19 protein-coding genes are annotated in these 26090 nt (G+C 74.0%); 13 read left to right on the forward strand and 6 right to left on the reverse strand.

The window, feature by feature from the left end; genetic code table 11:
- The coding region (locus BUE44_RS23155; protein WP_200804383.1) for a cellulose binding domain-containing protein at positions 1-381 on the forward strand (381 nt) is incomplete at its 5' end.
- A 78-nt stretch (positions 382-459) separates the two neighbouring features.
- Here the strand turns inward: BUE44_RS23155 and BUE44_RS23160 are convergent.
- Positions 460-1203, reverse strand: coding sequence for a cupin domain-containing protein (locus BUE44_RS23160; RefSeq protein WP_073500913.1), 744 nt, complete (start codon positions 1201-1203; stop codon positions 460-462).
- A gap of 244 nt (positions 1204-1447) precedes the next feature.
- Here BUE44_RS23160 and BUE44_RS23165 point away from each other — a divergent pair, with 244 nt between their 5' ends.
- The 4 genes from BUE44_RS23165 to BUE44_RS23180 all read left to right on the forward strand — a co-directional run bounded on the left by BUE44_RS23165 (position 1448) and on the right by BUE44_RS23180 (position 6194).
- Entirely contained in the window at positions 1448-2419 is a 972-nt protein-coding gene (locus BUE44_RS23165; protein WP_073500914.1) for a DUF6807 domain-containing protein, read from the forward strand.
- Between the two features lie 128 nt (positions 2420-2547).
- Positions 2548-3609, forward strand: coding sequence for a LacI family DNA-binding transcriptional regulator (locus BUE44_RS23170; protein WP_073501022.1), 1062 nt, complete (start codon positions 2548-2550; stop codon positions 3607-3609).
- 392 nt (positions 3610-4001) lie between these two features.
- Positions 4002-5081 carry an ATP-grasp domain-containing protein gene (locus tag BUE44_RS23175; RefSeq protein WP_159450288.1) on the forward strand — a complete coding sequence of 360 codons (1080 nt, stop codon included), beginning with the start codon at positions 4002-4004 and terminating at the stop codon, positions 5079-5081.
- 309 nt (positions 5082-5390) lie between these two features.
- A complete protein-coding gene (locus BUE44_RS23180; RefSeq protein WP_073500916.1) occupies positions 5391-6194 on the forward strand; it encodes a maleylpyruvate isomerase family mycothiol-dependent enzyme in 804 nt (267 codons plus the stop codon).
- A 10-nt stretch (positions 6195-6204) separates the two neighbouring features.
- On the opposite strand, the gene BUE44_RS23185 is transcribed toward BUE44_RS23180, so the two are convergent.
- Positions 6205-7359: a helix-turn-helix domain-containing protein gene (locus tag BUE44_RS23185; RefSeq protein ID WP_073500917.1), complete on the reverse strand. Its 1155-nt coding sequence runs from the start codon at positions 7357-7359 to the stop codon at positions 6205-6207.
- A 174-nt stretch (positions 7360-7533) separates the two neighbouring features.
- Here BUE44_RS23185 and BUE44_RS23190 point away from each other — a divergent pair, with 174 nt between their 5' ends.
- Positions 7534-8274 carry a DUF4232 domain-containing protein gene (locus tag BUE44_RS23190; RefSeq protein ID WP_143172558.1) on the forward strand — a complete coding sequence of 247 codons (741 nt, stop codon included), beginning with the start codon at positions 7534-7536 and terminating at the stop codon, positions 8272-8274.
- A gap of 178 nt (positions 8275-8452) precedes the next feature.
- Here BUE44_RS23190 and BUE44_RS23195 read toward each other — a convergent pair whose 3' ends face one another.
- Positions 8453-11878 (reverse strand): phosphodiester glycosidase family protein, encoded by a 3426-nt coding sequence (locus BUE44_RS23195; RefSeq protein WP_073500919.1) that lies wholly within the window; start codon positions 11876-11878, stop codon positions 8453-8455.
- 364 nt (positions 11879-12242) lie between these two features.
- Here BUE44_RS23195 and BUE44_RS23200 point away from each other — a divergent pair, with 364 nt between their 5' ends.
- The 3 genes from BUE44_RS23200 to BUE44_RS23210 all read left to right on the forward strand — a co-directional run bounded on the left by BUE44_RS23200 (position 12243) and on the right by BUE44_RS23210 (position 15026).
- A complete protein-coding gene (locus BUE44_RS23200) occupies positions 12243-12638 on the forward strand; it encodes a hypothetical protein (protein ID WP_143172559.1) in 396 nt (131 codons plus the stop codon).
- Positions 12639-12937: 299 nt separating this feature from the next.
- On the forward strand, positions 12938-13324 hold the full coding sequence (locus tag BUE44_RS23205) for a hypothetical protein (RefSeq protein WP_073500921.1): 387 nt from the start codon (positions 12938-12940) through the stop codon (positions 13322-13324).
- A gap of 325 nt (positions 13325-13649) precedes the next feature.
- A complete protein-coding gene (locus tag BUE44_RS23210; RefSeq protein WP_073500922.1) occupies positions 13650-15026 on the forward strand; it encodes an FAD-binding oxidoreductase in 1377 nt (458 codons plus the stop codon).
- Positions 15027-15073: 47 nt separating this feature from the next.
- Here BUE44_RS23210 and BUE44_RS23215 read toward each other — a convergent pair whose 3' ends face one another.
- Together BUE44_RS23215 and BUE44_RS23220 are read right to left on the reverse strand one after the other, a co-directional pair.
- Positions 15074-17221, reverse strand: a complete 2148-nt coding sequence (locus tag BUE44_RS23215; RefSeq protein ID WP_073500923.1) for a restriction endonuclease — start codon at positions 17219-17221, stop codon at positions 15074-15076.
- A gap of 186 nt (positions 17222-17407) precedes the next feature.
- On the reverse strand, positions 17408-18433 hold the full coding sequence (locus BUE44_RS23220; RefSeq protein ID WP_073500924.1) for an alcohol dehydrogenase: 1026 nt from the start codon (positions 18431-18433) through the stop codon (positions 17408-17410).
- Between the two features lie 283 nt (positions 18434-18716).
- Here BUE44_RS23220 and BUE44_RS23225 point away from each other — a divergent pair, with 283 nt between their 5' ends.
- The 4 genes from BUE44_RS23225 to BUE44_RS23240 all read left to right on the forward strand — a co-directional run bounded on the left by BUE44_RS23225 (position 18717) and on the right by BUE44_RS23240 (position 24974).
- Positions 18717-21854: a glycoside hydrolase family 2 TIM barrel-domain containing protein gene (locus tag BUE44_RS23225; protein ID WP_073500925.1), complete on the forward strand. Its 3138-nt coding sequence runs from the start codon at positions 18717-18719 to the stop codon at positions 21852-21854.
- Positions 21855-21939: 85 nt separating this feature from the next.
- Positions 21940-22851: a DUF4232 domain-containing protein gene (locus tag BUE44_RS23230; RefSeq protein ID WP_073500926.1), complete on the forward strand. Its 912-nt coding sequence runs from the start codon at positions 21940-21942 to the stop codon at positions 22849-22851.
- 424 nt (positions 22852-23275) lie between these two features.
- Positions 23276-24313 (forward strand): polysaccharide deacetylase family protein, encoded by a 1038-nt coding sequence (locus tag BUE44_RS23235; protein ID WP_073500927.1) that lies wholly within the window; start codon positions 23276-23278, stop codon positions 24311-24313.
- Between the two features lie 187 nt (positions 24314-24500).
- The gene (locus BUE44_RS23240; RefSeq protein ID WP_073500928.1) at positions 24501-24974 is read left to right on the forward strand and encodes a carboxymuconolactone decarboxylase family protein; all 474 of its coding nucleotides are present in this window, start codon (positions 24501-24503) and stop codon (positions 24972-24974) included.
- A 111-nt stretch (positions 24975-25085) separates the two neighbouring features.
- Here BUE44_RS23240 and gap read toward each other — a convergent pair whose 3' ends face one another.
- Complete coding sequence (gene gap / locus BUE44_RS23245) at positions 25086-26084, reverse strand: type I glyceraldehyde-3-phosphate dehydrogenase (RefSeq protein WP_073500929.1); 999 nt, start codon at positions 26082-26084, stop codon at positions 25086-25088.
- Between the last annotated feature and the right edge of the window lie 6 nt (positions 26085-26090).

Raw genomic sequence — 26090 nt, forward strand, 5'->3', positions numbered from 1 at the left:
ACCGGTACGAGCACGGGTACGTCGGCGGGTACGAGTTCGGGTACGTCGGCGGGTACGACCGGTGGTACGCCGCCGCCGAGTGCGGGGTGCTCGGCGACGTATCGGACGGTGAACGCGTGGACGGGTGGTTACCAGTCCGAGGTCACGGTCAAGAACACCGGTAGTTCGGCGATCTCGGGGTGGACCGCGTCGTGGTCGCAGCCCGCGGGTGACACGATCACCAGCCTGTGGAATGCCGTGCAGGGCAGCTCCGGTGGCCTGACCACGGCGAAGAACGCACCGTACAACGGCACGCTCGGTGCCGGGGCGAGCACGACCTTCGGCTACACCGTCAACGGCGGAGCCGCGCCCACCCTCACCCTGAGCTGCCAAGCGAGCTGAACGCGCGGTAGCTGAACCAGGGGAAAGACCGGCGGCGCGGCAGCCCTCCCTGACTGCCGCGCCGCTTCCCTGCCTGCTTCACGCCGGTGGCGGCTCAAGGGCGTCGTCCCGCCGGTAGGGCGCCAGCCGGCCGCACATCCCGAGGGTGTCCTGCGGCGGCGGCGCGAGCCGTGCGACGGCCGCGTCGCCCAGGTGGCGTACGTCGCCGCGCCGCAGGGCGGCGATCTGCTCCCCGGTGCGTTCCGCCGCGGCCGCGGCGCGCTGCCGCCAGGCGGCCTCCCACGCGTCGAGCCGCGGGGCGACGAGTGCCGCGGCGGCCTCGTGGAAGGCGTTGAGCGCCTCGGGGTGCCCCGATTCGACCTGTTCCACCAGGTCCCGGTAGCCGGCGACGGCGAGGTCCCTGCGGGCCCTGGCGCGTACCGCGCGCTCCTCGGGGGTGCCGTCGCCGAGCCAGGCGGCCGCGCGGTAGGCGGCGGGGTCGGCCAGGTGCTCGGGCGGGAAGGTCATGACGGCGTCGCCGGCCTCGGGCAGGCCGTCGTTCTGCATGAGCACCATGACGTCGAGGCCGCCGGTGTCGACCGCCCGGTGGATGGTGCCCGGTGTGAACCAGACGGCGTCGCCCGCGGCCAGCGGGGTGCGGCGGAGGCCCTCGGCGGTGAGGGTATGCAGCTCACCGGTGCCGCCGAGCACGCAGTAGCACTCGGTGCAGGTCAGGTGCAGGTGCGGGGAGCCGCCGTGCAGGCCGTCCTCGGTCGGCCAGGGGTAGACCCGCAGCCGGGACAGCCCGATTCCCCCCGGCAGCAGCGGTACGTCGTCGGTCATGCGCGTCCCCTCCGGATCGTGCGGAAACTTTTCTGACTGCCCGTGGCCGTGCCGGCCTGCGGATGGTGACCCGGTCCCGCCGCCAACCGTAGCGTCGTGCGGGTTATCGTCGCCGGAGGGAAACCGACACTTTCGGTCCGGCGGGAGGCACGTACCGGGGGCCGCGGAGTGCCGCGGACAGCCCCCACAGCCGGCGCCGCTCCCGGCCCGCCGGCCCTCCCGCCGACCCCGAGGAGACCTCCCGGTGAACGACCGCCGCCAGCAGCCGCACCCGCCCGGCACCGAGCCCGAGCCCGCCGGCCTCACGGTGACCCACGAGCTCGGCACCTCGCTGCGGGTCGGCTACCGGGGGCGCCCGCTGACCCGTTACGTCCACCGGCCCTGGGACGCCCCGCTGGAGTCCCCGCGGCCCTACTTCCACCCCCTGCGCACCCTGGGCGGGGACCTGGTCAGCATCTACCGCCCGCACGACCACATCTGGCACAAGGGCCTGTCGCTGTCGCTGCCCAACGTCGGCAGCGAGAACTTCTGGGGCGGCGTCACCTACCGGCGCGGCACCGGGTACGGGCAGTTCGACAACAACGGCTCCATGGACCACCAGGCCTTCGACGAACTCAGCCTGACCGGGGGGCGGTTGCGGGTCACGGAGCGCCTGCGCTGGCACACCGCGCACGGCGAGCCGTACGTCACCGAGACCCGGCGTCTCGGCATCGAGGTGCTGCCGGACGACGACGCGTGGGTGCTGGTCTTCGAGACCGCGATCACCAACGTCCGCGGCGCCCGTACGGTCATCGGCAGTCCCACCACCGAGGGCCGGGACAACGCCGGTTACGGCGGCCTGTTCTGGCGCGGCCCGCGGTCCTTCACCGGCGGCACCGTCCACACCCCCGACGCGACCGGCGGCGACGAGCTGATGGGCGTCCGCGCGCCCTGGCTCGGCTTCACCGGACGGCACGACGACCACGGGCGGTCCTCCACGCTGGTCTTCGTGGACGACGCGGCCAACGAGCCGGGCGCCGGCCACGTCAAGTGGTTCGTCCGCGCCACGCCCTTCGCGTGCGTGTGCCCCGCGCCCTTCTTCGACCGCGAGGTGGCCGTCGAGGACGGCGCCACCCTCAACCGGCGCTACGCGGTCGTCATCGCCGACGGCGACCGCGGCCGGGACGGCAGTGGGCAACTCGCCCGCGCCGGTGCCGCGTCGCTCGCCGCGCACTGAAACACGCCCGCAATCCGGGCGTGCTATACCTGGCGGAAGTCCGTATTCCCGCGGCCTGAGAAGGCCCTTGGCCGGGGATTGCGGCACGGAATGGCGTACGGCAAAGCCGGTAGCATGGGAACGTGACCGTGCAGAAATCGAGCAAGCCGCAAACCGCGAGTGCACGGGGCGAGTCGGCGTCCGGCGGAACAGCCACGCTGGCGGAAATCGCCAGGCAGGCAGGGGTTTCCGCGCCCACCGTTTCCAAAGTCCTCAACGGCCGGGCCCATGTGGCGCCCGCCACCAGGGAAAAAGTCGAGCTGCTGCTGCGTGACCACGGTTACCGCCGTAAGCGCGGTGCCGCCAGGCCGCGCCCTTCCGGATTGCTGGAACTCGTCTTTCACGAGCTGATCAGCCTGTGGGCGACGGAGATTATCCGCGGCGCGGAAAACGTGGCCAGGCAGGAAGGGCTCACCCTCGTGCTGTCCGAGTCGTCGGGCCGCGAGGAGATGGGCCTGTCGTGGGTCGACGGCGTGCTGACCCGGGACCCGGCCGGCGTCATCCTCATCATGTCCGACCTCACCGCGGGGCAGCGGGAGTCGCTGGCCAGCCGGGACGTGCCGTTCGTGGTCATGGACCCGGCCGGCTACCCCGCCGACGACGTGCCGTCCATCGGCACCACCAACTGGCAGGGCGGTTACACGGCGACCCGGCACCTGCTGGAGCTGGGCCACCGCCGTATCGGCGTCATCTGCGGCCCCGCCGACGTGCTGTGCAGCCGGGCCCGTATCGACGGCTACCGGGCCGCCCTGGAGACCGGAGGAGTCGTCTGCGACGACGCGCTGGTCCGCCACGGCACCTTCCAGACCGAGGCCGGCCACCGCATCGCCCTGGAACTGCTGTCGGCGCCCGACCGCCCCACCGCCGTCTTCGCCGGCAACGACGTCCAGGCCATGGGCGTCTACCAGGCCGCCCGCGACCTCGGCCTGCGCATCCCGGAGGACCTCAGCGTCGTCGGCTTCGACGACCTCCCGATCTCCGGCTGGATGGGCCCCCCGCTGACCACCGTCCGCCAGCCCCTGGTCGACATGGCGGAGGCCGCCGCCCGCCTCGTCCTCGACCTCGGCCGCAACGTCCAGCCCACGATGCGCCGCGTCGAGCTGGCGACCACCCTCGTGGTCCGCGCCAGCACCGCCCGCCCGGCGGCCTGAGCCGTCCCGCGGGCCGCGCCCCCGACCGCGCGGAGCCGGGGCGGTTGGGCCCGCCGCGGACACGGGGCCGCGGCGGGCCGCCAGGCCCGCGTACCGACGGCTACGGAAGCGGTACGCCCCCCCCGGGGTCCGGGCCTGGCAGAAACGACTTCATCAGGCCCGGAATTGTTCAGCAGCCCCGGTTGCGGGGCGGATCAATGGCCGGGGCACTGCGGGCGGAACCGCGCCGGCCACTGGTCGGAAACCTCACCGTCATCGGCCGGGGCTACGATCCGCTCACCCCATGATCGGCGCAGCACCGGTCGCGTGCTGTTCAAACGGCGAGGAGCTTCGCGATAGCGCTTCGAATATGGCTCAGCAGCGCGGGAGTCGCCTCGACGCAGGTGATGTCGATGCTCCGCGACAACCCGGACGCCGTCGGCGTCCACATCTACGGGACGAACGTCGACCGGGACGCCGCCGCGCTGGCCGCGTGCGACGTGGCAGAGGTCGAGCCGCGGCATGTGAGCGACGACGAATACTCCGCCTTCGCCCTGGACTTCTGCCGGCGGCACCGCATCGACGTCCTCGTACCGCCCCGGCGGCTGACCGCACTCGCCGGGCTCGGCGCCGAATTCGCCGCAGTGGGCACCCGGTTGATGTGCTCGCCGCTTGCCGCGATCGAGGTGCTGACCAGCAAGACCCGAACGTACGAGGCCGCGCTGGCGGCGGGCGTGCCGGTGCCGCCGTGGCGGTCGGTGCGCGACGCGGCGGAATTCCGGGCGGCGGTCGCGGAGTTGTCGGCGGCCGGCGAAAAGGTCTGCATCAAACCCGCGGGCGAGTATTCGGCGTTCGGCTTCCGCGTCCTGGACGACGGCCCGCTGCGGATACGTGACCTGCTCGCGCCGCCGGTTCCGCAGGCCTCGGTGGCAGCCGTCGCCGACGCCTTCGAGCGGGCCGTGGACGAGGGCGACCCGGTGCCGGAATTCCTGGTCATGCCGTATCTCGACGGGCCGGAGATCAGCGTCGACTGCCTGTCGGCGCCCGGCGGCCACCCGCTCGCGGCGATAGCGCGGTCCAAGGCGGGCCGCTACCGGCTGCTCCTCGACGACCCCGAAGTCACCGCGATCGCCCGCCGACTGGTCGAGCACTTCGGCCTGGCGTACCTGTCCAACGTCCAGCTGCGGCACCTTGAGGGAAGACCGGTGCTGCTCGAAGCCAACCCCCGGGCATCGGCGGGCATCTTCCAGACCGCCTTCACCGGCGTGAACCTCCCCTGGGCCGCGGTCCGCCTGCTGCTGCGCGGCGAGACCGGCCCCCTGGCCGAGCCGCGCCTCGGTGCCCGTATCGCGGTCACCGAGTCCGCGACCCAGGTCGACGCGCCGCCCCCCGCCCTCACCAGCGTCGACGGCGGCCTGGCGGCAGTGCCGACCACCGTCCCGGCCGCGGCCGCGATCCCGCCGCCCTTCCTGGAGGAGGCGGCGGCGGGCTGAAGCGGGTTGCCGGGTCGGCGGGTCGGGCTGAAGGCGGCCGCATTCGCGCCCGCCGCGGTCGGTGAACCGCCGGCGGCGCGCCCGCGGCAGGAAGCGACTCCGCGTGCCTGGGACCGGTTGGACCACGGGCGGTGCGGTCGGTGCGCCGCTGGTGCGCGACGCCCGGGTGTGCCCGCCGCAGGAAGCGGCTCGCCGTGCCCGGAACGGGCCGGACCTCGCGCCGCCCGGCGCCCGGTCCGCGCCGGCCCGTGGTCCGGTGCGGGCCGGTGACCTGGACAGATCGGCCGGGGTCGGTCAGTCTTCTCCGCCATGGACGTATCCCTCTTCCCCGAGGCCGCGCCGGCCACCGCCATAGCCGAGGTCGCCGAGCGGATCGGCGACCTGGTGCGTACGGCCGCCGACACCGCGGTGCGCATCCCCGGGGCCGAGTGGACCGTCGGCGAGGCCGCTGCGCATCTGGTGCTGGCCAACGAGCTGATGGCCGACCTCGCGGCCGGCCGGCCGCGCCCCTACGGCGACGGCACGCCCGGCAGCCTGGCCGCGGTCAACGCGGCGGGGCTCGCGGGCTTCACCGAGCGCCGCGGTGCCGTCCTGGCGGACGGCATCGTGTCGCACGCGAAGGCCTTCACCGCGGCCGCGGCCGTCCGCCCGCCGGGCGAAGAGGTCGTCACCCCCATGGGTCCGATGGACCTCGGCACCCTCGGCTCGTACCTGCTCACCCACATGCTCGGCCACGGCTACGACATCGCGCTGGCCCTGCGCCGCCCGCACATGCTCGACGCGGCGAACGTCGCGCTGACCCTGCCCTTCGTGACGCTGGCGATGCCCCGGGTGGTCGACGCGCGGGCCGCCGCCGGGCACAGCGCCTGCTACGACCTGCGGGTGCGCGGCGGCGGCGGCTTCACCGTGACCTTCACCGACGGCACGGCGGTGGTCGGCGCCGGGCGCCCGCGGCGCCCCGACTGCACGATCGTCAGCGAGCCGGTCACCTTCCTGCTGATCGCCCTCGGCCGGTGCGGCCCGGTGTCCGCGCTGACCCGCGGCAAGATCCTCGCCTGGGGCCGCAAACCGTGGCTCGCACCCCGCTTCCCCCGCCTCTTCCGGGCACCTTAGGGCTGCCGCTTCACGAGAAGGCGGCCACCGACGTCGGCTCCCACGCGGTGCCGTTGTAGAAATACGCGGGGTCGCCCGCCAGTCCGACCGTGCGGAAGGGCTTCCCGTGGTCGTCGACCCGCAGCGTGCCCTGCCGGTCGCCGCAGCTCCACAGGATCTCCAGATACCAGCTGACGTCCCGGTCCGCGGTGCGCGCGGCCACGTCGAGCACCTGCGCGTCGGACGCGGTGACCTGGAAGGGGAAGTCGGCGACGACGCGCGCCTGGTCCTTCCCCGCGAAGCCGGGTACGGCTTTCGTACGGGGTGCGGCGGCGTCGAGGTCGACGTCGAAGGACGCGGGCGTGAGCGCGCCGCCGCAGCCGGACCCCGTCGTGTAGCCGATGCCCCTGGGCGCGGGGCGGTTGCCCGTCTCCCGTACGGAGAGGGTGTGCAGGACGACGGGCCGGCCCGGCGCACCCTGCACGGTCAGTTCGAGCCGCAGTTTCCCCGCCGGTGTCCCGCCGAGCGCGTCGGCCCAGCCGTTCGCCTGCCGTACCTCCGGTGGCGGCGGCACCTTCGCCGGCTGCTGCGCCAGCAGGAACCACTGGTCGCAGGGGGTGTTCCAGTTGTCCGCCAGGACGGACACCTGGAGGGGCGCGGGCGCGGTGGACGTCGGCGCCGCGGTGGCGGTGGCGGTCGGACGGGGCCCGGCGGCGGGCCCCTCGTCGGCGAGGGCGCTGTGCAGGGCCAGCGCGGCGACGACGGCCAGCGCGGCGGCAGCGGCCAGCACGGCCGCGATACGGCGCCGCGGCCGGCGGGCGCGCGCGGCCGACTCGGCAAGGGGCGCCGCTTCGGGAGCCGCTTCGGGAGCCGGTGCGGGTGCCGCGTCCGGAGCCGGTGCGGGTACTGCCTCCGCTTCCGCCGCGGACGCGGAACGCTCACGTCGGGCGGCGTCCGCCAGCAGCCACCGCCGGTGCAGCGTCAGCAACTCCTCGTGGCTCGCGCCGCACAGCCGCGCGAAACGCTCGACGGGGGCGTAGTCGCCGGGGACGGCGCCGCCGTTGCAGTAGCGGTGCAGCGTCGAGGTGCTGACGTGCAGGCGGGTCGCGAGCGTGCCGTAGCTGAGACCCGAGCGTTCCTTCAGTTCGTGCAGTTGAGTCGCGAAGTCCCCGATGCCCGTGGTCATTCCACCCTCCCCGTCGTCCCGGACCGGCGTTCCAGGAGGGTTCATCCTCGCAGGTCAGGATGGTGGAAGCGTTCTGCCGTCCCCTTTTGTCGCGAGACTGTGGCATCCGGGACAGGACGTGGCGGACGGTGGCGCCATCACCACCGACTCCAGCGAAGGCAAACCACCGTGTCCGTGAAGTCCGCTCTCCCGTCCGCTCTTTCCTCCTCCGCCGTGCTGCTGCTCGGCGCCCTCGCCCTGACCGCCTGCCAGTCGGGTTCCACCGAAGCGGCGGGCGGCCCTGCCCCGTCCCACCGGACCTCGGCCGCTGCGTCCGCGCCGACCACCGTGTCCCCCCCGACCACCGAGGCACCCGTCCCCACCGCATCCGCGACCACCGCCCCGACCACCGCAGCGCCCCAGACCAAGCCGATGAGCGGCACCGGCGGGGGCACCGACACCGACGCCTACGCGTGGAAGCACCCCTGCGCGATCGAGCAGTTGACGGTGCGCGTCACCGCCAGGGCGGGGGCGCCGACGCAGCGGGTGATCGCCGTACGCAACAACGGCGGGCAGGCCTGCGGCCTGAGCTACTACCCGCGGGTCTACCTGGACAGCGCGAAGTCCGCCGACGGCACCCGGGCCGTCAAGCCGCGGGTCCCCGGCGGTCTGGGCGGCCCGCCCGCCTACCCCGTGCACGCCCGGCAGACCGCCTACGCGGTCATCGACCTCGACCCGAGCGGCGCGACCACCGGCACCGCCCCGGGCGTCGACGAGCTGAACGTCCTTCCCGACGCGGACCACATGCCCGCCGCGGCCACCGAGAGCTTCCCCCTCGGCAAGGGCGCCCTGGTCCTGCGGCCGAAGCTCGGCCTGTACCGGACCACCGTCGCCGACGCGGTGGCGTCCATGAAGTCGGCGGACACCCAGCTGTAGGGGTCAGCCGACCTCGGGGGTACGGGAGGCGGCCGCCGGGTGCGTACGGACCGGCGCCGGGGCCGTTTGCCGTGACGGCGCGGACCCCGGTTCGTACGCCGTGCCCGCCGCGGGCGCCCTGCTCGGCGGCATGGGCGCGGCCGTCATCAGGACGTGCCCGGAGGCGGCGGTTCGGTGGTCAGCCGAGGGTGACGTCCGACGAGGCGGACAGGCCGCCGGCGGTCACCGTGAGGGTGACGTGGCCGCTGCGGACCGCGGCCAGCGTGGCCGTGGTCAGGTCCAGTACGGCCAGGGTGGCCGGTTCGCGGCGGGCCGAGCGGGCCTCGGAGGACGAGGCGGCGACCGCCAGGCCGCGGCTGCCCGACCAGGTCACGCTGGCCGGGAAGCGCAGCGGGAAGCGCAGGCCGAACTCGCTGGTGAGGCCGGTCGCCACGACGGGGGCGGACGCGCCCGGCGCGAGCTGTCCCGGCGCGGACAGGTCGATGCCGTCGATCAGCGGGCGGCTCTCGGCCTGAAGCCAGTCGCGGGTCTCCGGGCTCGGCCGGCCCGCCCGGATCCTGGCCGGGTGCGGCTCGACGCCGATGTGCATCCAGCCGAAGAAGCCGCCCTGGTCGGGTGAGCTGTAGGGCGTCTTGCCGACCGCGGGGGTGGTCACGTCGAGCACGCCGTCGGCGCGGCTGACCGACGCGGTGTGGGCGTGGCCGGTGAAGAGCGCGACCGGTTTGCCGGATTGCTCGCGGAAGTCGGCGAGCCAGCGCTGGAGCAGCCCGGCCTCCAACCGGTCGGACAGCTGGGAGGCTTCGGCCCCGGACGGGTCGTGCAGCGGGTGGTGGAAGGAGACCACCACCCCGGTCACCGACCTGTCGTCGGCGGCCTTCGCCAATTCGGCCTGGAGCAGCGGCACCTGGGACCAGTCGGAGGTGCGCATGTCGCCGGTGTGCGAGTCCAGCAGGATGAAGCGGGTGCCCTTGTGGTCGAGGATCTGCTTGTTGGGGCGCCCGGTCACCGACAGGAAGGTGTCGAGGCCGCCGGTCGCGGACAGGCCCGCCTCGTGGTTGCCGGGCGTCCAGTACACCGGCAGGCCGGCCGGTACGTGGTCGCGCAGCAGGCCGTCGGCGAGGTCGAAGTCGGCGGGGGTGTTGTTGTCGACGAAGTCGCCGTTGATGAGGATGAAGTCCGGCTTCGCCGCGACCACTTGGCCGAGCGCCGCCACCGCCTGCCGCCCGGAGAAGGAGTCCAGGCCCGCGGCCGCGCTGATGTGCAGGTCGGACAGCACGGCGAAGGTCCAGCGCCGGTCGGGCAGTTCGCCCTGCTCGACCACGTAGGGGTCGGGCTGCGGCGGCTCCGCCAGGTCGGGCTGCTGTCCCACCTGGGCGGTGAGGCCGTCGAAGTCCAGACGGCCGGCGTTCTTGCTGGTCTGCGAGGTCTCCGCGATGTAGAGGCGCAGCAGGGTGACCGGGTCGGAGAAGCCGGCCGGTATGTCGCCGACGACGCGGCGCCAGCCCGTCCAGTCGACGGCCGTGGCGAAGGTGAACGGCACGTTGGTGGTGCCCTGCGAGGAGAGCATCGCGCGCAGCCAGTGGTTGTTGCCGTCGCCGTTGACCCACAGCGCGAGCTTCTTGGTGCCGGCCGGCAGCGTGATCGGGCCGGGCGCCCTGACCGCGTAGGCCGCCGAGGTGCTGCCCTGCCCGGTGAAGTCGTACGCCAGCCGCAGCGCGGAGTTGTCCGCGGCCGCGCCGGGGCGGTCGGGGGCGGCGACGACCGAGACGGACGCCGTACCGCGGGCGGCCAGTGCCGTCCACGTGTCGCCGGGCTCGAAGTCCGCCAGAGCGACGTCGATCAGGCCGACCGTCACCGGCAGCCGCGCCGCCACGCCCTGCACCGTCGCGGTGAGCGTCGCCGACCTGCCGCCCGCGTCGGCGGCGCCGGTCACCGTCAGGCCGTCCTTGCCGGCCACCACCGTGATCACGGAGGTGTCGTAGTCGAGCGCCACGTCGCGCGGTGCCACGGGCGCGTCGAAGCCGTCCGCGTCGTAAGCGGTCAGGGCGACGGTGACCGTCGCGCCGGGGTCGAGGGTGACCGTGCGGTCGGTGAAGGCCAGCCGGTGCAGGTCGCCCAGCACGCGCAGCCCGTGCTCGCCCTCGGCGCCGCCCGCGTGCGCCCGCAGCACGCCGGCGCCGGAGCGCCGGGCGCGGAAGACCCCGTCGCCTACCTTGCCGAGCGAGCCGGGCTCGGCCGTCCAGCCGACCTGGTGCCCGGAGGTCGCCGCCGGACCCCACGCCTCGTCGTAGCCGGCGACCGCGACGTCCACGGTCAGCCCGGGGACGACCCGGTCGGCCTGCGGCCGGACGTCGAGCCCGGTGAGCCGCCCGGAACCGGGACGGCCGAACAGGCCGACACCGTTGGGCACCGGGCGCTCGGCTCCGTCCGAGGGGGTGTTGACGACGCCGACCGCGGTGTCGCCGGGCCGCCGGGCGACGATCTCGGTGGAGCCGCCGCCGTCCAGCATGAAGGCCTCGTCCGCGCCCAGTTGTGCCAGCAGCCGGGCCATGTCGTCGAAGCTGAGGCCCGCGGAGACGTTCGAGGACCCGTCGACCGCCACCAGCAGCAGCCGGTGCCCGCCGGCCGGCCAGCCCACCGCGGTACGCGGCTTGGGCGCGTCATTGCCGGTGCTCGGCGGGAAGTCCACCGGCGTACCGCCGTTGACCAGCACCGAGCCGCTGCCCAGCGCCATCCGCAGCGCGCCGGGCGCGTCGCTCCGCGGCGCGAAGTCCACGCTGACGGCGTCGCCGACGCGCGTCCCGGCCAACTGGCCAGCGGCGGCGCCGCGTCCCAGCACGATCAGCCCGTCCGCGGGCACCGGTGCCGCGGTGATCCGCGCGTTGACGGCCGTCACCAGGCCGCCGACGACGACGAGTTCGGTGTACGGCCCCGGGTCCTGGAGCAGCGTGCGGTCCCCGTGGCCCCACAGCGGGGTGAAGACGGCGACGCCGTCGGCGGGCGTCGAGGGCGAGTTGAGCGCGGCCAGCGGCTGCTCGGCGCCGGCCACCGTGACCGTGCCGGCGATCATCAGGTCGGCGAGTCGCGCCACCCGGTCGGCGCCGACGGCCATCACCGTCGAGGACCGGTTCGTCCCCTTGCGCAGCCGGCCGCCCTGGATCTCGGGCCCCTCGGCGGCGAAGGTCTCGGTGATGTCGAAGTAGTCGCCGTTGACCGCGGCCACCGCGTGCTGCGCGTCGGTGGCGCCCTTGAGCGGCCGCGGGTCGCTGACCTTGTCCGCGACCAGGTCCACCGACGCCTCGCCGAGGTCGGCGTTGAGCACGTGCGCCCGCAGCCAGCCCGTACGCCCGAAGACGTCGAACGAGGTCAGCGCGATGCCGGGCGCGACCGGGTGGTCCACCCGGCTGCTGAGGACCGACTCCCCGTCGACGGTCAGCCGGTACGCCGGCGGCCTGAAGCCCGCCGCGCCCTTCCCCGGGGCCTGCCCGTTCGGCCCGCCGCCGTGCTCGTCCCCGGCCGCGAAGGCGGTGCCCCCGCCCCCGGCGACTCCCGTGGCGACCCCCGCGGCGGCGACGGCGCCCACGATGAGTCCCCGGCGCGTCATGCCTGCTGTGCCCGTGCACTCCATGTCCATGACGCACGACGCTAGGCCTTCGGGCCCACGCAGGAGTGGACCTCCGGATGAACAGATGTAGGCGGCATGCTTTTTCGCCTGGTTCGGATGGTTCTTACGGTTCGCGCGATGCGGACGGTTCGGCGGTTCGTGCGGCGCCGAAGGTGCGCGGGTTTCGTGGCGGGTCGCGCGGGCGGGGCGTCCGCGGTGGGCCCGGCGTACCGCCATCGGGTGCTCTCGCGGGCCGCTGCCGTGTCGGGGCGGGCCGTCGGCCCCGGTCACCGGAATCATCTGAGCGTTGCTCGCGGTAGCCACGAACGGTTTCACGATGGGAGCGGTCGTCATGGACAGCAGCATGCGCGGACGTCTGGCGGCGCTGACGGCGGCGACGGCGGCGGTGGTCGGCCTCGCCGGCGGCCTGGCCGGGCAGGCCTACGCGGCCCCCGGCGGCCCCGCGGCGGCGTATTGCGCCCTGGGACAGCACCGGAACCACCCGATGGCGGGCGGGGAGTCCGCCCACGGCCTGTGCGATTCCGGCCGGCTCGGCCCGCGCGGGGGGCGGCCCTCCTACGCCGGACCCTCGACGTACGTCGGCGACCAGGCGTCCTCCCCGGCCCTCGACGCCCCCACCGAGGGCGCAACCGCTGAGGGCGCCCCCACCGAGGAGGCCCCCTCCCAGGGCGCCACCGACGCCGTGCCGCCGGCGACCGCGCCCACCCCCGCCGACCCCGCCGTCGACCTGCGCGCCTGAAGCTTCCTGACGGGACGTCCGGAGGCGGCTGCGCAGGCGCGGGCGCCGAAGACGCCGGGCGGGTGAAACGGGACTCGGCGCGGACGTACGGCCGCGGCCGCGGCCGCGCGGTATGTGTGCGGCCGTGTTCCGCGAACAGCAGCAGCAGAAGCAGCAGGCCGGCCGCGGCCGCCGGCCCGGTTGGGGCGGCGCCGTCGCGGCCGCCGTCACCGCGGGGTTGACCAGGACGGCTTCGCCGTGCTCAACAGCTTCCTGAAGCGCAGCTGCTCGACGGCCGCGGCGGCGATCCCGTCGACCGGGTGACCCCGCGGCTGGAGACCGAGGTCCTGCGCTACTGGGAGACCACCCCGGACGCCACGCTGTTCAGGGAGGCGCAGCCGGTCCTCGGCGTGGACGGCTCGCCGGCGGGCGTGTGCGAAGGGGAGCCGACGTGTCCCGGCAAGGGCAGGGTGTGGGCCAAGCCCGGCACGGTCACCGGTCTCGACGCCCTCAACAACCGGCTGGCCGTCGGTGCCCAGACGATGGGCGGCTACCTCGACGCGGGGCACGGGCGGCTCTGCACCGTCTACCTCGCCGTGAACGGCGCCACGACGCCCGACATCCCGGGCCTTTTCGGCCTCATCGACGACGAGGCCCGCATCCTGGGCCTGCTCCAGCAGCAGGCCGCAGGCCGGCACCGCCGCTGACCGCCCCGCCGGTCCCGGCACAGGAGGTCGCCCCACCCGCTCGGCCAGGCCCCGGTCACCCGCGGCCGGACCTGCCGGGCGGCCCGACCCGGCGCCCGACCGGGCCGCCGGGATGCGGGCGGGGCGCGGCGGCGAGAGGGTGGAGGGAGGGGCAGGTCCTGTTCCGGCCGCCGTGCGGCCCGCGAGGGGTGCCGCCGCACCGGCCGCCCTGCGAGGGCGGAGCCGGGCGGGCCGCCCGCGACGACGTACGACGCACGGACCACGCACCGCCCCCGCGCCCCGCGGGGAGCGCGGAGCCGTATCGCGCCCCGGCAAGGAGACCGTCATGGATGCCGCGACGCTGCAGGGGCTGAGGACCGCGCTGCGCGGCCCGGTCGTCACCGCGGAGGACGCCGGGTACGACGAGGCACGCCGGGCCTACAACGCGATGATCGACCGCCGGCCGGCCGCGCTCGTGCGGTGCCGGGACGCGGGGGACGTACGGGACGCGGTCACCGCGGTCCGCGAGAAGGGGCTGGAGATCGCCGTCCGCGGCGGCGCGCACAGCGGCCCCGGCCTGTGCCTGGTGGACGGCGCCGTCACCGTCGACCTGTCGCCGATGCGCGGCGTACGCGTCGACCCGGTGGCGCGGACCGCCCAGGTGGCCGGAGGCGCTCTGATCGGCGACCTCGACCACGCGGCGCACGCCTTCGGTCTGGGCGTGCCGGCCGGGATCGTGTCGACGACCGGCGTGTCGGGCCTGACCCTCGGCGGCGGGCACGGGCACCTCACCCGCAAGTACGGCCTGACTGTGGACAGCCTGCTGTCCGCCGACGTCGTGCTCGCGGACGGCTCCTTCGTCACCGCGAGCGAGCAGGACCACCCGGACCTCTTCTGGGCGCTGCGCGGCGGCGGCGGGAACTTCGGCGTCGTCACCTCCCTCACCTTCGGCCTGCACCCCGTGGACACCGTCGTCCTCGGGATCACCCTGTGGAGCCTGGACCGCATCCGCGACGTGCTGCGGTGGTACCGGGAGTTCCTTCCGCAGGCGCCGGACGACGTGAACGGCTTCTTCGCGGAGCTGACCGTCCCGCCGGCCCCGCCCTTCCCCGAGGAGATCCACGGGCGGAAGATGTGCGGAGTCGTGTGGTGCCTGACCGGGGACCCGGAGGGCGCCGAGGCGGCGCTCGCGGCGGTGGCGGAGCCCGCGCCGCCGGACTTCCACTTCACGGCCCCGATGCCCTACCCGGCGGTGCAGACGATGTTCGACGGCCTGCTGCCCCCGGGGCTCCAGTGGTACTGGCGCGGGGACTTCTTCGACCGGATCACGGACGACGCCGTCGAGGTGCACGCCACCTATGCGGAACGGATGCCGACCGCCCTGTCGACCATGCACATGTACCCGGTCGACGGCGCCGCCCACCGGGTCGACCCGGCGGCCACGGCGTGGGCCTACCGGGACGCCGTGTGGTCCGGCATCGTCGCCGGCATCGACCCCGACCCGGCCAACGCCGAGGTGATCAGGCAGTGGTGCGTGGACTACTGGGAGGCGCTGCACCCGCAGTCGATGGGCGGCGGTTACGTCAACTTCATGGGCACCGGCGAGAGCCAGGACCGCGTCAGGGCCACCTACCGCGACCACTACGAGCGGCTCGCGCAGGTCAAGCGGACCTACGACCCCGACAACTTCTTCCACGCGAACCAGAACATCGCGCCGGCCTGACACCGCCTTCCGGCACTTCCGGCACCTGACACCGCCTTCCGGCACCTTCAGGCGACGTCGACGCCGTAGTCGCGCAGGAGCGCCTCCAGGCCGCCCGGATAGCCCTTGCCGCCCATCACGAAGTCCCAGTCGCCCCCCGCGCGGCGGCGGAACGAGCCGAGGACCAGGGCGGTCTCGCCGGGGCGGCCGTCGGAGACCTCCAGGCGGCCCAGCTCGGCCGCCGACCCGTCCAGCAGCCGGATGCCCGCACGGGTGAAGCCGGACAGGTCGGCGTCCGGATTGACGGTGGGGTCGATCGCGGTGGCCAGCACGAGGCGGTCGGCCCGGTCGGGGAGGGCGTCGAAGGCCACCCGCAGGGCCGCCCTGTCGGGGGCGGTCGGCGGGATCGCGGTGACGGTGCCGTCGGGGGTGCGGGGGTTGTTGTAGAAGACGAAGTGGTCGTCGCTCAGCACGTTGCCGCCCCGGCAGACCAGCGCGCAGACGTCGAGGACGACCGTGCCCGACCACGACACGCCCAGCACGTTGTGGTCGGGCGTGGGCGGGGCCGCGGGCACCGGCGGCCGCTCGGTGGGGCCGAGCCGGCCGCGCAGACCGTGCTGGTGCAGCAGCTCGACCAGCTGCTCACCGGAGACCAGCTCCAGCGGCTTGCCGCGGGCGAAGGCCTGCGAGCCGGGGCCGAAGCGGGAGGTCGTGACCAGGACGCCCTTGTTGGCGCCGGTGTGCTGGACGGTGCCGTACAGGTCGCGGACCGCGGTGGGCTGCACGGTGTGGCGGTAGCGCTTGACCTGCACGACGATCGTGCCGCCGCGTATCGGGGTCGGGTCGACCGCGTCCACGTCGACGCCGCCGTCGCCCGAGCGCTGGGTGGTGACCGCCTCCATGCCCATGGCGCGGAAGAGGTCGGCGACCAGGAGCTCGAAGTCCAGCGGGTCCATGGCGTAGAGGTTGGGCTCGTCGTCGTCCGCCGCGGAGTCCCGGGCGGCGGAGTCCCCGGCGGCCGAACCCCGGGCCTCGGGGACCCGGGGCGCCGGGGTCTGGGACACCGCTCCGGCGCCCACGTCGTCCGGGAGCCGGCCCGGGCGTACGGCGACGCAGCTGTCGGGGCGGGCCGAGAGCCGGCCGTGGAAGCCGTCGACCAGGCAGTCCACCGCGCTCAGCCGCGCCAGGTCCAGTGCGTCGAAGGCGGTGCGGGTGGCCGTCACGGCGGCCAGGAAGATCCGGGCCTCGCGGCCGGTCGCCGGGTCGTGGTCGTCCACGAAGCCGCTCAGCTCGACCGACTCCAGGGCGCCGGACTCGTCCGCGGCGAAGACGTCGCGCAGCGCCAGCAGCACGCACTGGGCGAGCAGGTCGCGGTAGAGCGCCCGGCGCTGGGTCACCGGGCGGGCCGTCTCCTTGTAGCGGTCGGCGGCCGGCATGTACCGCACCGACTTCACCTCGGGGATGACGCCGTATCCGGGCAGCTCCCACGTGAGCACCAACTGCTGCGCGCCCGGGTCGTACGCGGCGTCCACCTGGCGCGGCATGTCCTCGGGCCACGCGGTGGAGGAGTAGAGGGCGGCGGAGAAGTACTGCGCGACCGCGTCCGGCTCCCCGGCGCGCAGGGCGGCCGCCAACTGGCCTACCCCGGTGTTGTGCCGGCGGATCTCGGCGAGCCGGCCCGCCGCCCACTGGTCGTACTGCTGCCGGTAGGCGGCCAGTTGCTGCTGCCGCTGCGCCTCCGCGGCCTGCGCGGCGGCCAGGTCGCGGGCGTAGTGCGCCTGCGCCTCCTCCTGCGCCCGCCGGGCCGCCCGGCCCCAACCGCCCTGCGCCTGGTTCTGGTAGCGCTGCGGGTCGGGCATCGGGACGGGCCGGGCGAGCGCTCCGGGGGCGAACGGTTCGAGCTGCTCGGAGCGCAGCAGCGCGGCCGTACGGAAGGCCGGGGCGCGGCTCCCGGTGGCCAGCAGGCGGCCGAGCGCCTCGACGCGGGCGTCCAGTTCCTCGGTACGCCGCAGGGCGTCGGCCTCCTGGTGCTGCCGGTAGGCGGCCTGCTGCTCGCGGCTCTGCCGGGCCATGTCCCGCTCGTACGCCCGCTGCTGCCGCTCCCGCTCCCGCTGCTGCTGTGCCCGCGCCCGCAGTTGCGCCTCCTGCTGCCGCTGCTGCTGGCGCTGCGTCTCGGCCCAGATGCCGATCGGACCGCTGTTGGAGCGACGAGTCATGCGGTGTTGCCCTCCCCCGGGGGACTTGCCGTCCCGGAACCGCGCGCCGGGGCGACCGGCAGCACACATGTCCGACTCTACGGCGAAGTCGCAGCCCAGCCCATCCACTTCACGCACCCGGGGGCGCCGCGCCGCCCGCCGGGCGCCGGGGACGGCGCGGGGCGGGCGGCGCGGCACCGGCCGCGGTCACCCGGTCGTGAGCACCATGCGGAAGCGCGCCGCGCCGGACATCATCCTGCTGTAGGCCTCGCCCACGTCCGCGAGCGGCGCCGTCTCGGTCATCGGGCGGATGCCGTGCAGCGCGCTGAAGCGCATCGTGTCCTCGATGTCCTGCGAGGTGCCCGACGGGTGGCCGCGGACGGCCCTGGCCGGGAAGATCAGTTGCAGGGGGCTGATGGCCATCGGGTCGGCGGTCGCGCCGATGACGACCAGCTCGCCGCGGCGGGAGAGGCCGTCGGCGGTCGCGGCGATGGCGTCGGAGTTGCCGACCGTGGCCAGCACGACCTTGGCGCCGCCCAGGGCCTGGAGGGCGTCGGCGACCGTGGCGCCCGCGGTGCTGTCGACGTAGTGGTGGGCGCCGAGCCGCCGGGCGAGGTCGGCCTTGTCGGCGCCGCGGGCGATGGCGACGGTTTCGAAGCCCATCGCGGCGGCGTACTGCACGCCGAGGTGGCCGAGGCCGCCGACCCCGAGGACGGCGACCAGGTCGCCGGGCTCGGCGGAGCTGCGGCGCAGGCCGTTGAAGGTGGTCACGCCCGCGCAGCCGAGCGGGCCGGCGTCGGCGGGGGCGAGGGTGTCGGGGACGCGGGCCAGGGCGTCCACGGGGGCGACGACGGACTCGGCGAAGCCGCCGTCGTAGGCCCAGCCGGGGACCTTGAGGTTCTCGCACACGATGAAGTCGCCCTGCCGGCAGGGTTTGCAGTAGCCGCAGCTGCCGCCGAACCAGCCGACGACGACCCGGTCGCCGACCTGCCAGCCGCGTTCCGCGACGCCCTCGCCCAGCGCGTCGAGGCGCCCGGCGATCTCGTGTCCCGGGACCAGCGGGAAGGTCAGGCCGGGGAGGCCGCCCTCGACGAACGCGGCGTCGCTGTGGCAGATTCCGCAGGCGTCGACGGCGATACGCGCGTGCCCGGGCCCCGGTTCCGACAGTTCGCGCTCGACGAGCTCGAACGACCCGCCGGCGGCGGAAATCTGCGCAACGCGGTAGGTGGCCATCCTGACCTCCCCAATCCTGCCGGAAACAATGGTTGCCGGAAATGTGCTGGAAGCGGACATCTCCTCCATCAGAGCACGGGGGGCGGCTCCTCGCGCGCCGACCGCGGGCGGGCGGGCCGACTTGCGGAAATGCGGCACGGCTCTTGACCCCGCCCGGTCGCGAGCTGCAAGAATCCGGTTGGCCTTGGTGGATTCTGTTCGGTGCTGATCTGTTGTGATGCCCGCGCGCTGCTGAGGCCTGTCGCGTACGCCCCGCCTATGCCCTCGACGAGGAGTGGTCGCAGTGCCGGTCAATCGCAGGTCGTTCCTGGTCACCGGAGCCGCGGGAGCCGCGGCGCCGGCCCTGCCGGGCCTGGTCCACAGCGCGGCCGCCGGACACGGCCGTACGCCAGGCGCCACCCTCGACACGACCGCGGGCAGGACCGTCGACCTCAGCGACGGCTGGCGCTTCGCCCTGGTCAACCCGGCGGGCATCACCGACCCGACCGGTGCCTACGCCGACGCCGCCGCGCCCGGCTACGACGACTCGCGGTGGCGTACGGTCGCCGTCCCGCACGACTGGAGCATCGAGCAGACGCCCACCACCGACTCGGGCACCTCCGGCGGCACCGGCTTCCTGCCCGGCGGCCTCGGCTGGTACCGCAGGACCTTCACGCTGCCGGCCGCCACCGCGGGCCGCCGGGTGTCGGTCGAATTCGACGGCGTCTACATGGACAGCTACGTCTACTGCAACGGCACGCTCGTGGGCAACCACCCCTACGGCTACACCGGCTTCGCCTTCGACCTCACCGCGCTGCTGCACACCGACGGCCGCACGCCCAACGTCATCGCCGTGCAGGTGCGCAACCAGCTGCCGAGCAGCCGGTGGTATTCCGGCAGCGGGATCTACCGGCACGCCCGGCTGGTGATCACCGACCCCGTACACCTGGCCCGCTGGGGCACCTTCGTCACCACCCCCGGCCTCGCGGAGACGCTCGGCACCGGACGCGCCACCGTGCGCGCGGAGATCACCGCGGTCAACGAGACCGCCGCGGGCCGCGAGGCCACCGTCGTCACCACCGTCAGCGACCCCGACGGCCGCCAGGTGGCCAGGGCCACCGCGCCGCTCGACCTGCCCGCGGGCGGACAGGGCACCGCCACGCTGGAGATGACCCTCACGCACCCGAGGCTGTGGTCCCTGGAGTCGCCGCACCTCTACCGGCTCGACGCCGAAGTGCGGGTCGACGGGCGGACGGTGGACACCGTGCCCACCACCTTCGGCGTCCGCCACGTCGCCGTCGACCCGGAACTCGGCCTGACGGTCAACGGCGCGTACGCCAAGCTGCAGGGCGTCGACCTGCACCACGACCAGGGCGCGCTGGGCTCCGCGGTCAGCTCCGACGCGCTGCTGCGGCAGATGACCCTCATGAAGTCCATGGGCGTGAACGCCTTCAGGACCTCGCACAACCCGCCGTCGCCGGAGATGATCCGGGTCTGCGAGCAGTTGGGCATCGTGATGATGGTCGAGGCCTTCGACTGCTGGCACACCGGCAAGACCACCTACGACTACCACCGCTTCTTCGACGCCAACAGCGCCGCCGACATCGCCGAGATGGTCAGGGCGGCCCGCAACTCGCCCGCGGTCGTCATGTGGTCGATCGGCAACGAGATCCCCGACTCCACCAGCACCGCGGGCCTCGCGATGGCCCAGGGCCTGATCGACACCGTGCGCTCGCTGGACAGCACCCGCCCGGTCGTCATCGGCTCCGACAAATACCGCGGCCTGCCCGCGGCCGGCTCGGCGGCCGACCTGATGCTGGCCAAGCTCGACGGCCTCGGCCTGAACTACAACACCGCGGCCTCGGTCGACGCCCTGCACGCCCGCTACCCGCACCTCTTCCTCTTCGAGTCCGAGTCGTCCTCGGAGACCTCGACCCGCGGCGCCTACCAGGAGCCGCGGCACCTCAACACCGGTGAGAACCACACCCCGGGCAGGCGCGAGACCTCCAGCTACGACAACAACCTCGCGTCCTGGACGATCAGCGGCGAGTACGGCCTGAAGAAGGACCGCGACCGGCGCTTCTTCGCCGGGCAGTTCCTCTGGTCGGGCATGGACTACATCGGCGAGCCGACGCCCTACGGCGTCTTCCCGGTCAAGGCGTCCTTCTTCGGCGCGGTCGACACGGCCGGCTTCCCCAAGGACATGTACCACCTCTTCCGCAGCCAGTGGACGACCGAGCCGATGGTGCACCTGGTCCCGATGGACTGGACCGACCACAAGCCGGGGGAGACGGTGGAGGTGTGGGCGTACTCCAACGTCGACACCGTGGAGCTGTTCCTCGACGGACGCTCGCTGGGCGTGCGGCGCTTCGACACCAAGAAGACCACCGACGGGCGCACCTACCTGGAGACCACCGAGGCCACCGGCGACGACCGCACGGTAACCGGCGGCCCCTACCCGGGCAGTTACACCAGTCCCAACGGCAGCGCGGGCAAGCTCCACCTCACCTGGCAGGTGCCCTTCGCACCGGGCGAGCTGAAGGCGGTGGCCAGGCGCGGCGGCCGGACGGTGGCCACCGACGTGCTGCGCACCGCGGGCGCGCCGCACACCGTACGGCTGCTGCCCGACCGCGACCGGCTGCCCGCCGACGGGCGTTCGCTGGTCTACGTCACCGCCGAGGTCATCGACGCGCGCGGCACCGTCGTGCCCGGCGCCGACCACCTGCTCACCTTCGCGGTCGACGGCGGCTCGCTCGCCGGTGTCGACAACGGCCGCCAGGAGAGCGCCGAGCGCTACCAGGCCACCACCCGCACCGCCTTCCACGGCAAGGCGCTGGCCATCGTCCGCTCCGGCACCGAGCCGGGCCGCCTCACCGTCACGGCCACCGGGCCCGGCCTGCGCCCGGCCACCGCCCAGGTGCGGACGGAGCGCGCGTCCGATGTGGCGACCACTCCGCCGGCGCGATTCGCCGCCGGGCCCGCGCCCGCCGCCCCCGACTACCCGCTGGCCGACGCGAGTTATTCGGGCGCCCCGGACACCCTGCCGGCCGCGATGCTCGACGGCGACCCGGCGACGGGCTGGTCCAACGCCTTCAAGAAGAGCGCCACCGCCCTGCTGCCCGCCTTCAGCGGCGCCCGCGCCGCCGACTGGGTCTCGGTCGCCTGGGCGGCGGCCCGCGGCATCGGGTCCGTCGCGGTCTCCTTCACCGTGGACGCCACCCACTCGCTGCCCGCCGCGGTCACCGTCTCCGCCTGGGACGGCGACCGCTTCGTCCCCGCCCGCGACCAGGCCGTCAGCTGGGCGACCGCGTCCGGCGAACCGACCGTGATCACCTTCGCCCCGGTCCACACCGACCGCATCCGCCTCGACCTGACCAGCGCCCGGCCCGACACCGCGGACGGTGCCCAGCGGATCACCACCTTGGAGGCGGGCCCCGCGTAGGGCGGCGAGCAGCTGTGACGCCCCTGTGACGGGAAGTGTGGCCTCCGTCACAGGGGAAGGGCGGCGCCTCTGGTGGGGTGGTCCGATGCGCACCTCCCTCGCGGCTCCCGCCGCGGCACTGACCGGCGTTCTGCTCCTGACGGCCTGCGGGAGCGAGGCGCCGGGGCAGCCGGCGGACGCCCGCCCCGGCTCGACCTCCGGCGCCCGGTGCGGCTTTCCGCACGACCCCGCCGCCCGGACGTCGGGCGGCGTCGAGATCACCGGCGTGAGCGGCGCCGCGCTCGGCTGCGGTACGGGGACGCCCTCCGATCCGCCGAAGGTCGGCTTCCTGGTCAGCAACCACGAGGGCCGACCCCTGACGTACACGGTCGAGTTCACGCTTTACGACGCCTCGGGCGGCCCGCTGACGAACGGCGGCGCGACGGTGGTGAACGTCGCTCCGGGCCGAACCGCCCGGGGGAGCGCGGACTTCGGGGAGGTCCTGCGCAATGCGGAGGGCGGCCACGTGGGGATCGCGAAGGTCAGAAGCGTCCCCGCGGACGAGACACCCGTCGCCTCGGGCACCTGCCCGCCCTCCGGTGTCCACGTCACGGCCGACCAGGGCGACGCCGCCATGGGGCTGCGGGTGGTGGGCCTCCACCTGCGCAACTGCTCGGCCGGCCCCTACCGCGTCAGCGGCTTCCCGCAGATCCAGCTCCAGGACCTGGCCCACGAACCCGTCACCGGCGTCCGCGTCCTGCACGGCAGCGGCGGCATCTCCACCGGCACCGACTTCGACGTCCCGCCGCACCCGTTCACCCTCCAGCCGGGACAGAGCGCGACCTCGGGCCTGATGTGGCGCAACACCGTCACGGACGGCACGAACGTCGACGTCCCCTACGTGCGGGTCGTCGCGCAGCCCGGCACGCACGCGGTGACGGTGACGCCGGAGCTCGACCTCGGGACGACGGGGAAGCTGGGCGTCGGCCCGTGGGCGAAGGACGACTCGGGCCGCTGATTCCCGCACGGCCGTGCCTGCGTACCGCCCTCAGCGACGGGTGATTTCCTCGTAGGGGTTTCCGAAACTTTCGTTTTTCTGCCGGAAAGTGGCTGAAAAGCGCTGCTCGGTGAACTGCCAGTTCAGGCGGCTGTACGTGGCCGGTTTCCGCTGTTCCGCCCGCCTCTGGAGGGGCTGAGGGCGTCCTCCTGGGTGGGAAAACGGCCAAGCTGAGGCGCCCGCGTTCGGCATATTGCCACCCCTGGAGGCCGTATCTACCATGGGAGCGCTCCCGGCCCTTCCCTCCCGAAACGGCCCCGCCGCCCAGCGGCGGCGCCACGTCGGCGGCCACGAGTACGGGCACGTCGACCGGTGTCCCGACCGGCACCACCGGCGCCTGACCTCCGCATCCCCCCACAGTTCCCACCGAGGAGGACCCACCCGTATGCGCACTCCACGAAAGCTGTCGCCGCGCGCCCTGATCACCGGGCTCGCCGTCGCCGCGCTGGCGGTCGCGACCACCCTGACCTTCACCACCGGCGCCACCCCGTCGCACGCCGCCACCTGTAACGGCTACGTCGGGCTGACCTTCGACGACGGCCCGTCCAACGACCACACCCCCGCCCTGCTCAACGCGCTCAAGCAGAACGGGCTGCGGGCCACCGTCTTCAACGAGGGCCAGTACGCGGCCGCCTATCCCGGGCAGGTGCAGGCCGAGGTCAACGCCGGCATGTGGGTCGGCAACCACAGCTACACCCACCCGCACCTGATCCAGGAGAGCCAGGCGCAGATCGACTCGGAGGTCTCCAGGACCCAGCAGGCCGTCTCCAGCGCCGGCGGCGGTACCCCGAAGCTCTTCCGCCCGCCGTACGGCGAGACCAATTCCACCCTCCAGGCGGTCGAGGCCAAGTACGGCCTGACGCAGGTCATCTGGGACATCGACTCGCAGGACTGGAACGGCGCCAGTGTGGACGCGATCGTCGCGGCCAACGCCCGGCTGCAGAACGGGCAGATCATCCTCATGCACGAGTGGCCCGCCAACACGCTGGCCGCGATCCCGCGCATCGCGCAGGGCCTGGCCTCCCGCGGCCTGTGCTACGGCATGATCTCCCCGCAGACCGGTCGCGCGGTGGCCCCCGACGGCGGCGGTACGACCGGCGGTACGACCGGGGGTACGACCGGCGGAACCGGGGGTACGACCGGTGGCGGCGGTGGCGGCAGCTGCACCGCGACGCTGTCCGCGGGCCAGGCCTGGAGCGACCGCTACAACCTCAACGTCGCGGTCACCGGCTCCAGCACCTGGACGGTGACGGTCAACGTCCCCGCCCCCGAGAAGGTCATGTCGACCTGGAACATCACCGCGAGCTACCCCAGCGCCCAGCAGCTCGTCGCCAAGCCCAACGGCAGCGGAAACAACTGGGGCATGACCCTCCAGAAGAACGGCTCCACCACCTGGCCGTCGGTCTCCTGCAGCGCGAGCTGACCCTCCCACCAGGAGCACCGACCCCGGCGCGGCGGCCCTTCGCGGCCGCCGCGCCGCTGTGCGCTCCGCCCGTACGCCGCTGAGAGCCAGGTCACAGGAGGCCCGGTCACAACCTCCCGGTCCCTTACGTCAAAGGGGTGTACCGGCCGGCGACGGCAGAGCGAAGCAGCAGATCAGGGAGCCAGTCATGGAAGCACGCCTGAATTTCTTCACCAACCCGACCGCCCAGAAGTTCACCAAGTACATCAACTCCGCGGGCAAGGCGATCGCCGACTCCACGCTGCCGCGCGAGGTCCAGGACCTGGCACTGCTGCGCGCCAGCCAGATCAACGGCTGCGGCTTCTGCACCGACATGCACACCAAGGACGCCGAGGCGGCGGGCGAGACCGCGCAGCGCCTGCACCTGGTCGCCGCCTGGCGCGAGGCCACCGTCTTCACCGACGCCGAGCGCGCCGCCCTGGAACTGACCGAGGAGGGCACCAGGATCGCCGACGCGGCCGGCGGCGTCCCCGACGAGGTGTGGGCGAACGCCGCCAAGCACTTCGACGAGGACCAGCTGGCGGCGCTCGTGGGCCTGATCTGCGTCATCAACGCCTTCAACCGGATGAACGTCCTCATCAAGCAGCCGGCCGGCGACTACCAGCCAGGACAGTTCGCCTGACACACCGCCGGGTCCTGACCCGGGCGCCGTCCCCGCCGCGCAAGCGGGAAGGACCGCGTCCGTACCGCTCGCGCGGCGGTTCGGAGGCGGTCCTTTTATGGACGGGGGGTGTCAGGCAGTGGCGAGGAGCTGGAGGGTGTCGATGACGCGGTTGGAGAAGCCCCACTCGTTGTCGTACCAGGCGACGACCTTGATGTGGCGGCCGTCGACGCGGGTCAGGGCGGAGTCGAAGATCGCCGACGCCGGGTTGCCGGTGATGTCGGAGGAGACCAGCGGGTCCTCGGAGTATTCGAGGATGCCGGCCAGCGGGCCCTCGGCGGCCGTGCGGTAGGCCGCGAGCACCTCCTCGCGGGTCACGTCGCGGGCGACGGTGGTGTTCAGCTCGACGATCGAGCCCACCGGGACCGGGACGCGGATCGAGTCGCCCGACAGCTTGCCGTCGAGGTTCGGCAGGACCAGGCCGATCGCCTTGGCGGCGCCCGTCGTGGTCGGCGCGATGTTGACGGCGGCGGCGCGGGCCCTGCGGGCGTCGCGGTGCGGGCCGTCCTGGAGGTTCTGCTCCTGGGTGTAGGCGTGCACCGTCGTCATGAAGCCGTGCTCGATGCCGGCGAGCCGGTCGAGCACCGCGGCGAGCGGCGCGAGCGCGTTGGTCGTGCAGGAGGCGTTCGAGACGACGGTGTGCGCGGCCGGGTCGTACGCGTCGGTGTTGACGCCGTAGGCGAGCGTCGCGTCAGCGCCCGCCGAGGGGGCGCTGACCAGCACCTTCTTCGCGCCCGCGGTGATGTGGGCGCGGGCGGCCTCGGCGGAGGTGAAGCGGCCGGTCGACTCCAGCGCGATCTCGACGCCGAGTTCGGCCCACGGCAGGTTGGCCGGGTCGCGCTCGGCGAGCACCTTGATGCGGCGGCCGTCGACCACGAGGGTGTCGCCGTCGACCGTGACCGGGCGGCCCAGGCGGCCGGCCGTCGAGTCGTAGGCGAGCAGGCGGGCCAGGGCGGTCGGCTCCGTGAGGTCGTTGACGGCGACGACATCGAGGTCGCTGTCGCGTTCGAGCAGTGCGCGCAGCACATTGCGGCCGATGCGGCCGAATCCGTTGATGGCGATACGAGTCATGGCTCC

Origin of the sequence: Actinacidiphila paucisporea, from assembly GCF_900142575.1 — a bacterium.
Lineage (GTDB): Bacteria > Actinomycetota > Actinomycetes > Streptomycetales > Streptomycetaceae > Actinacidiphila > Actinacidiphila paucisporea.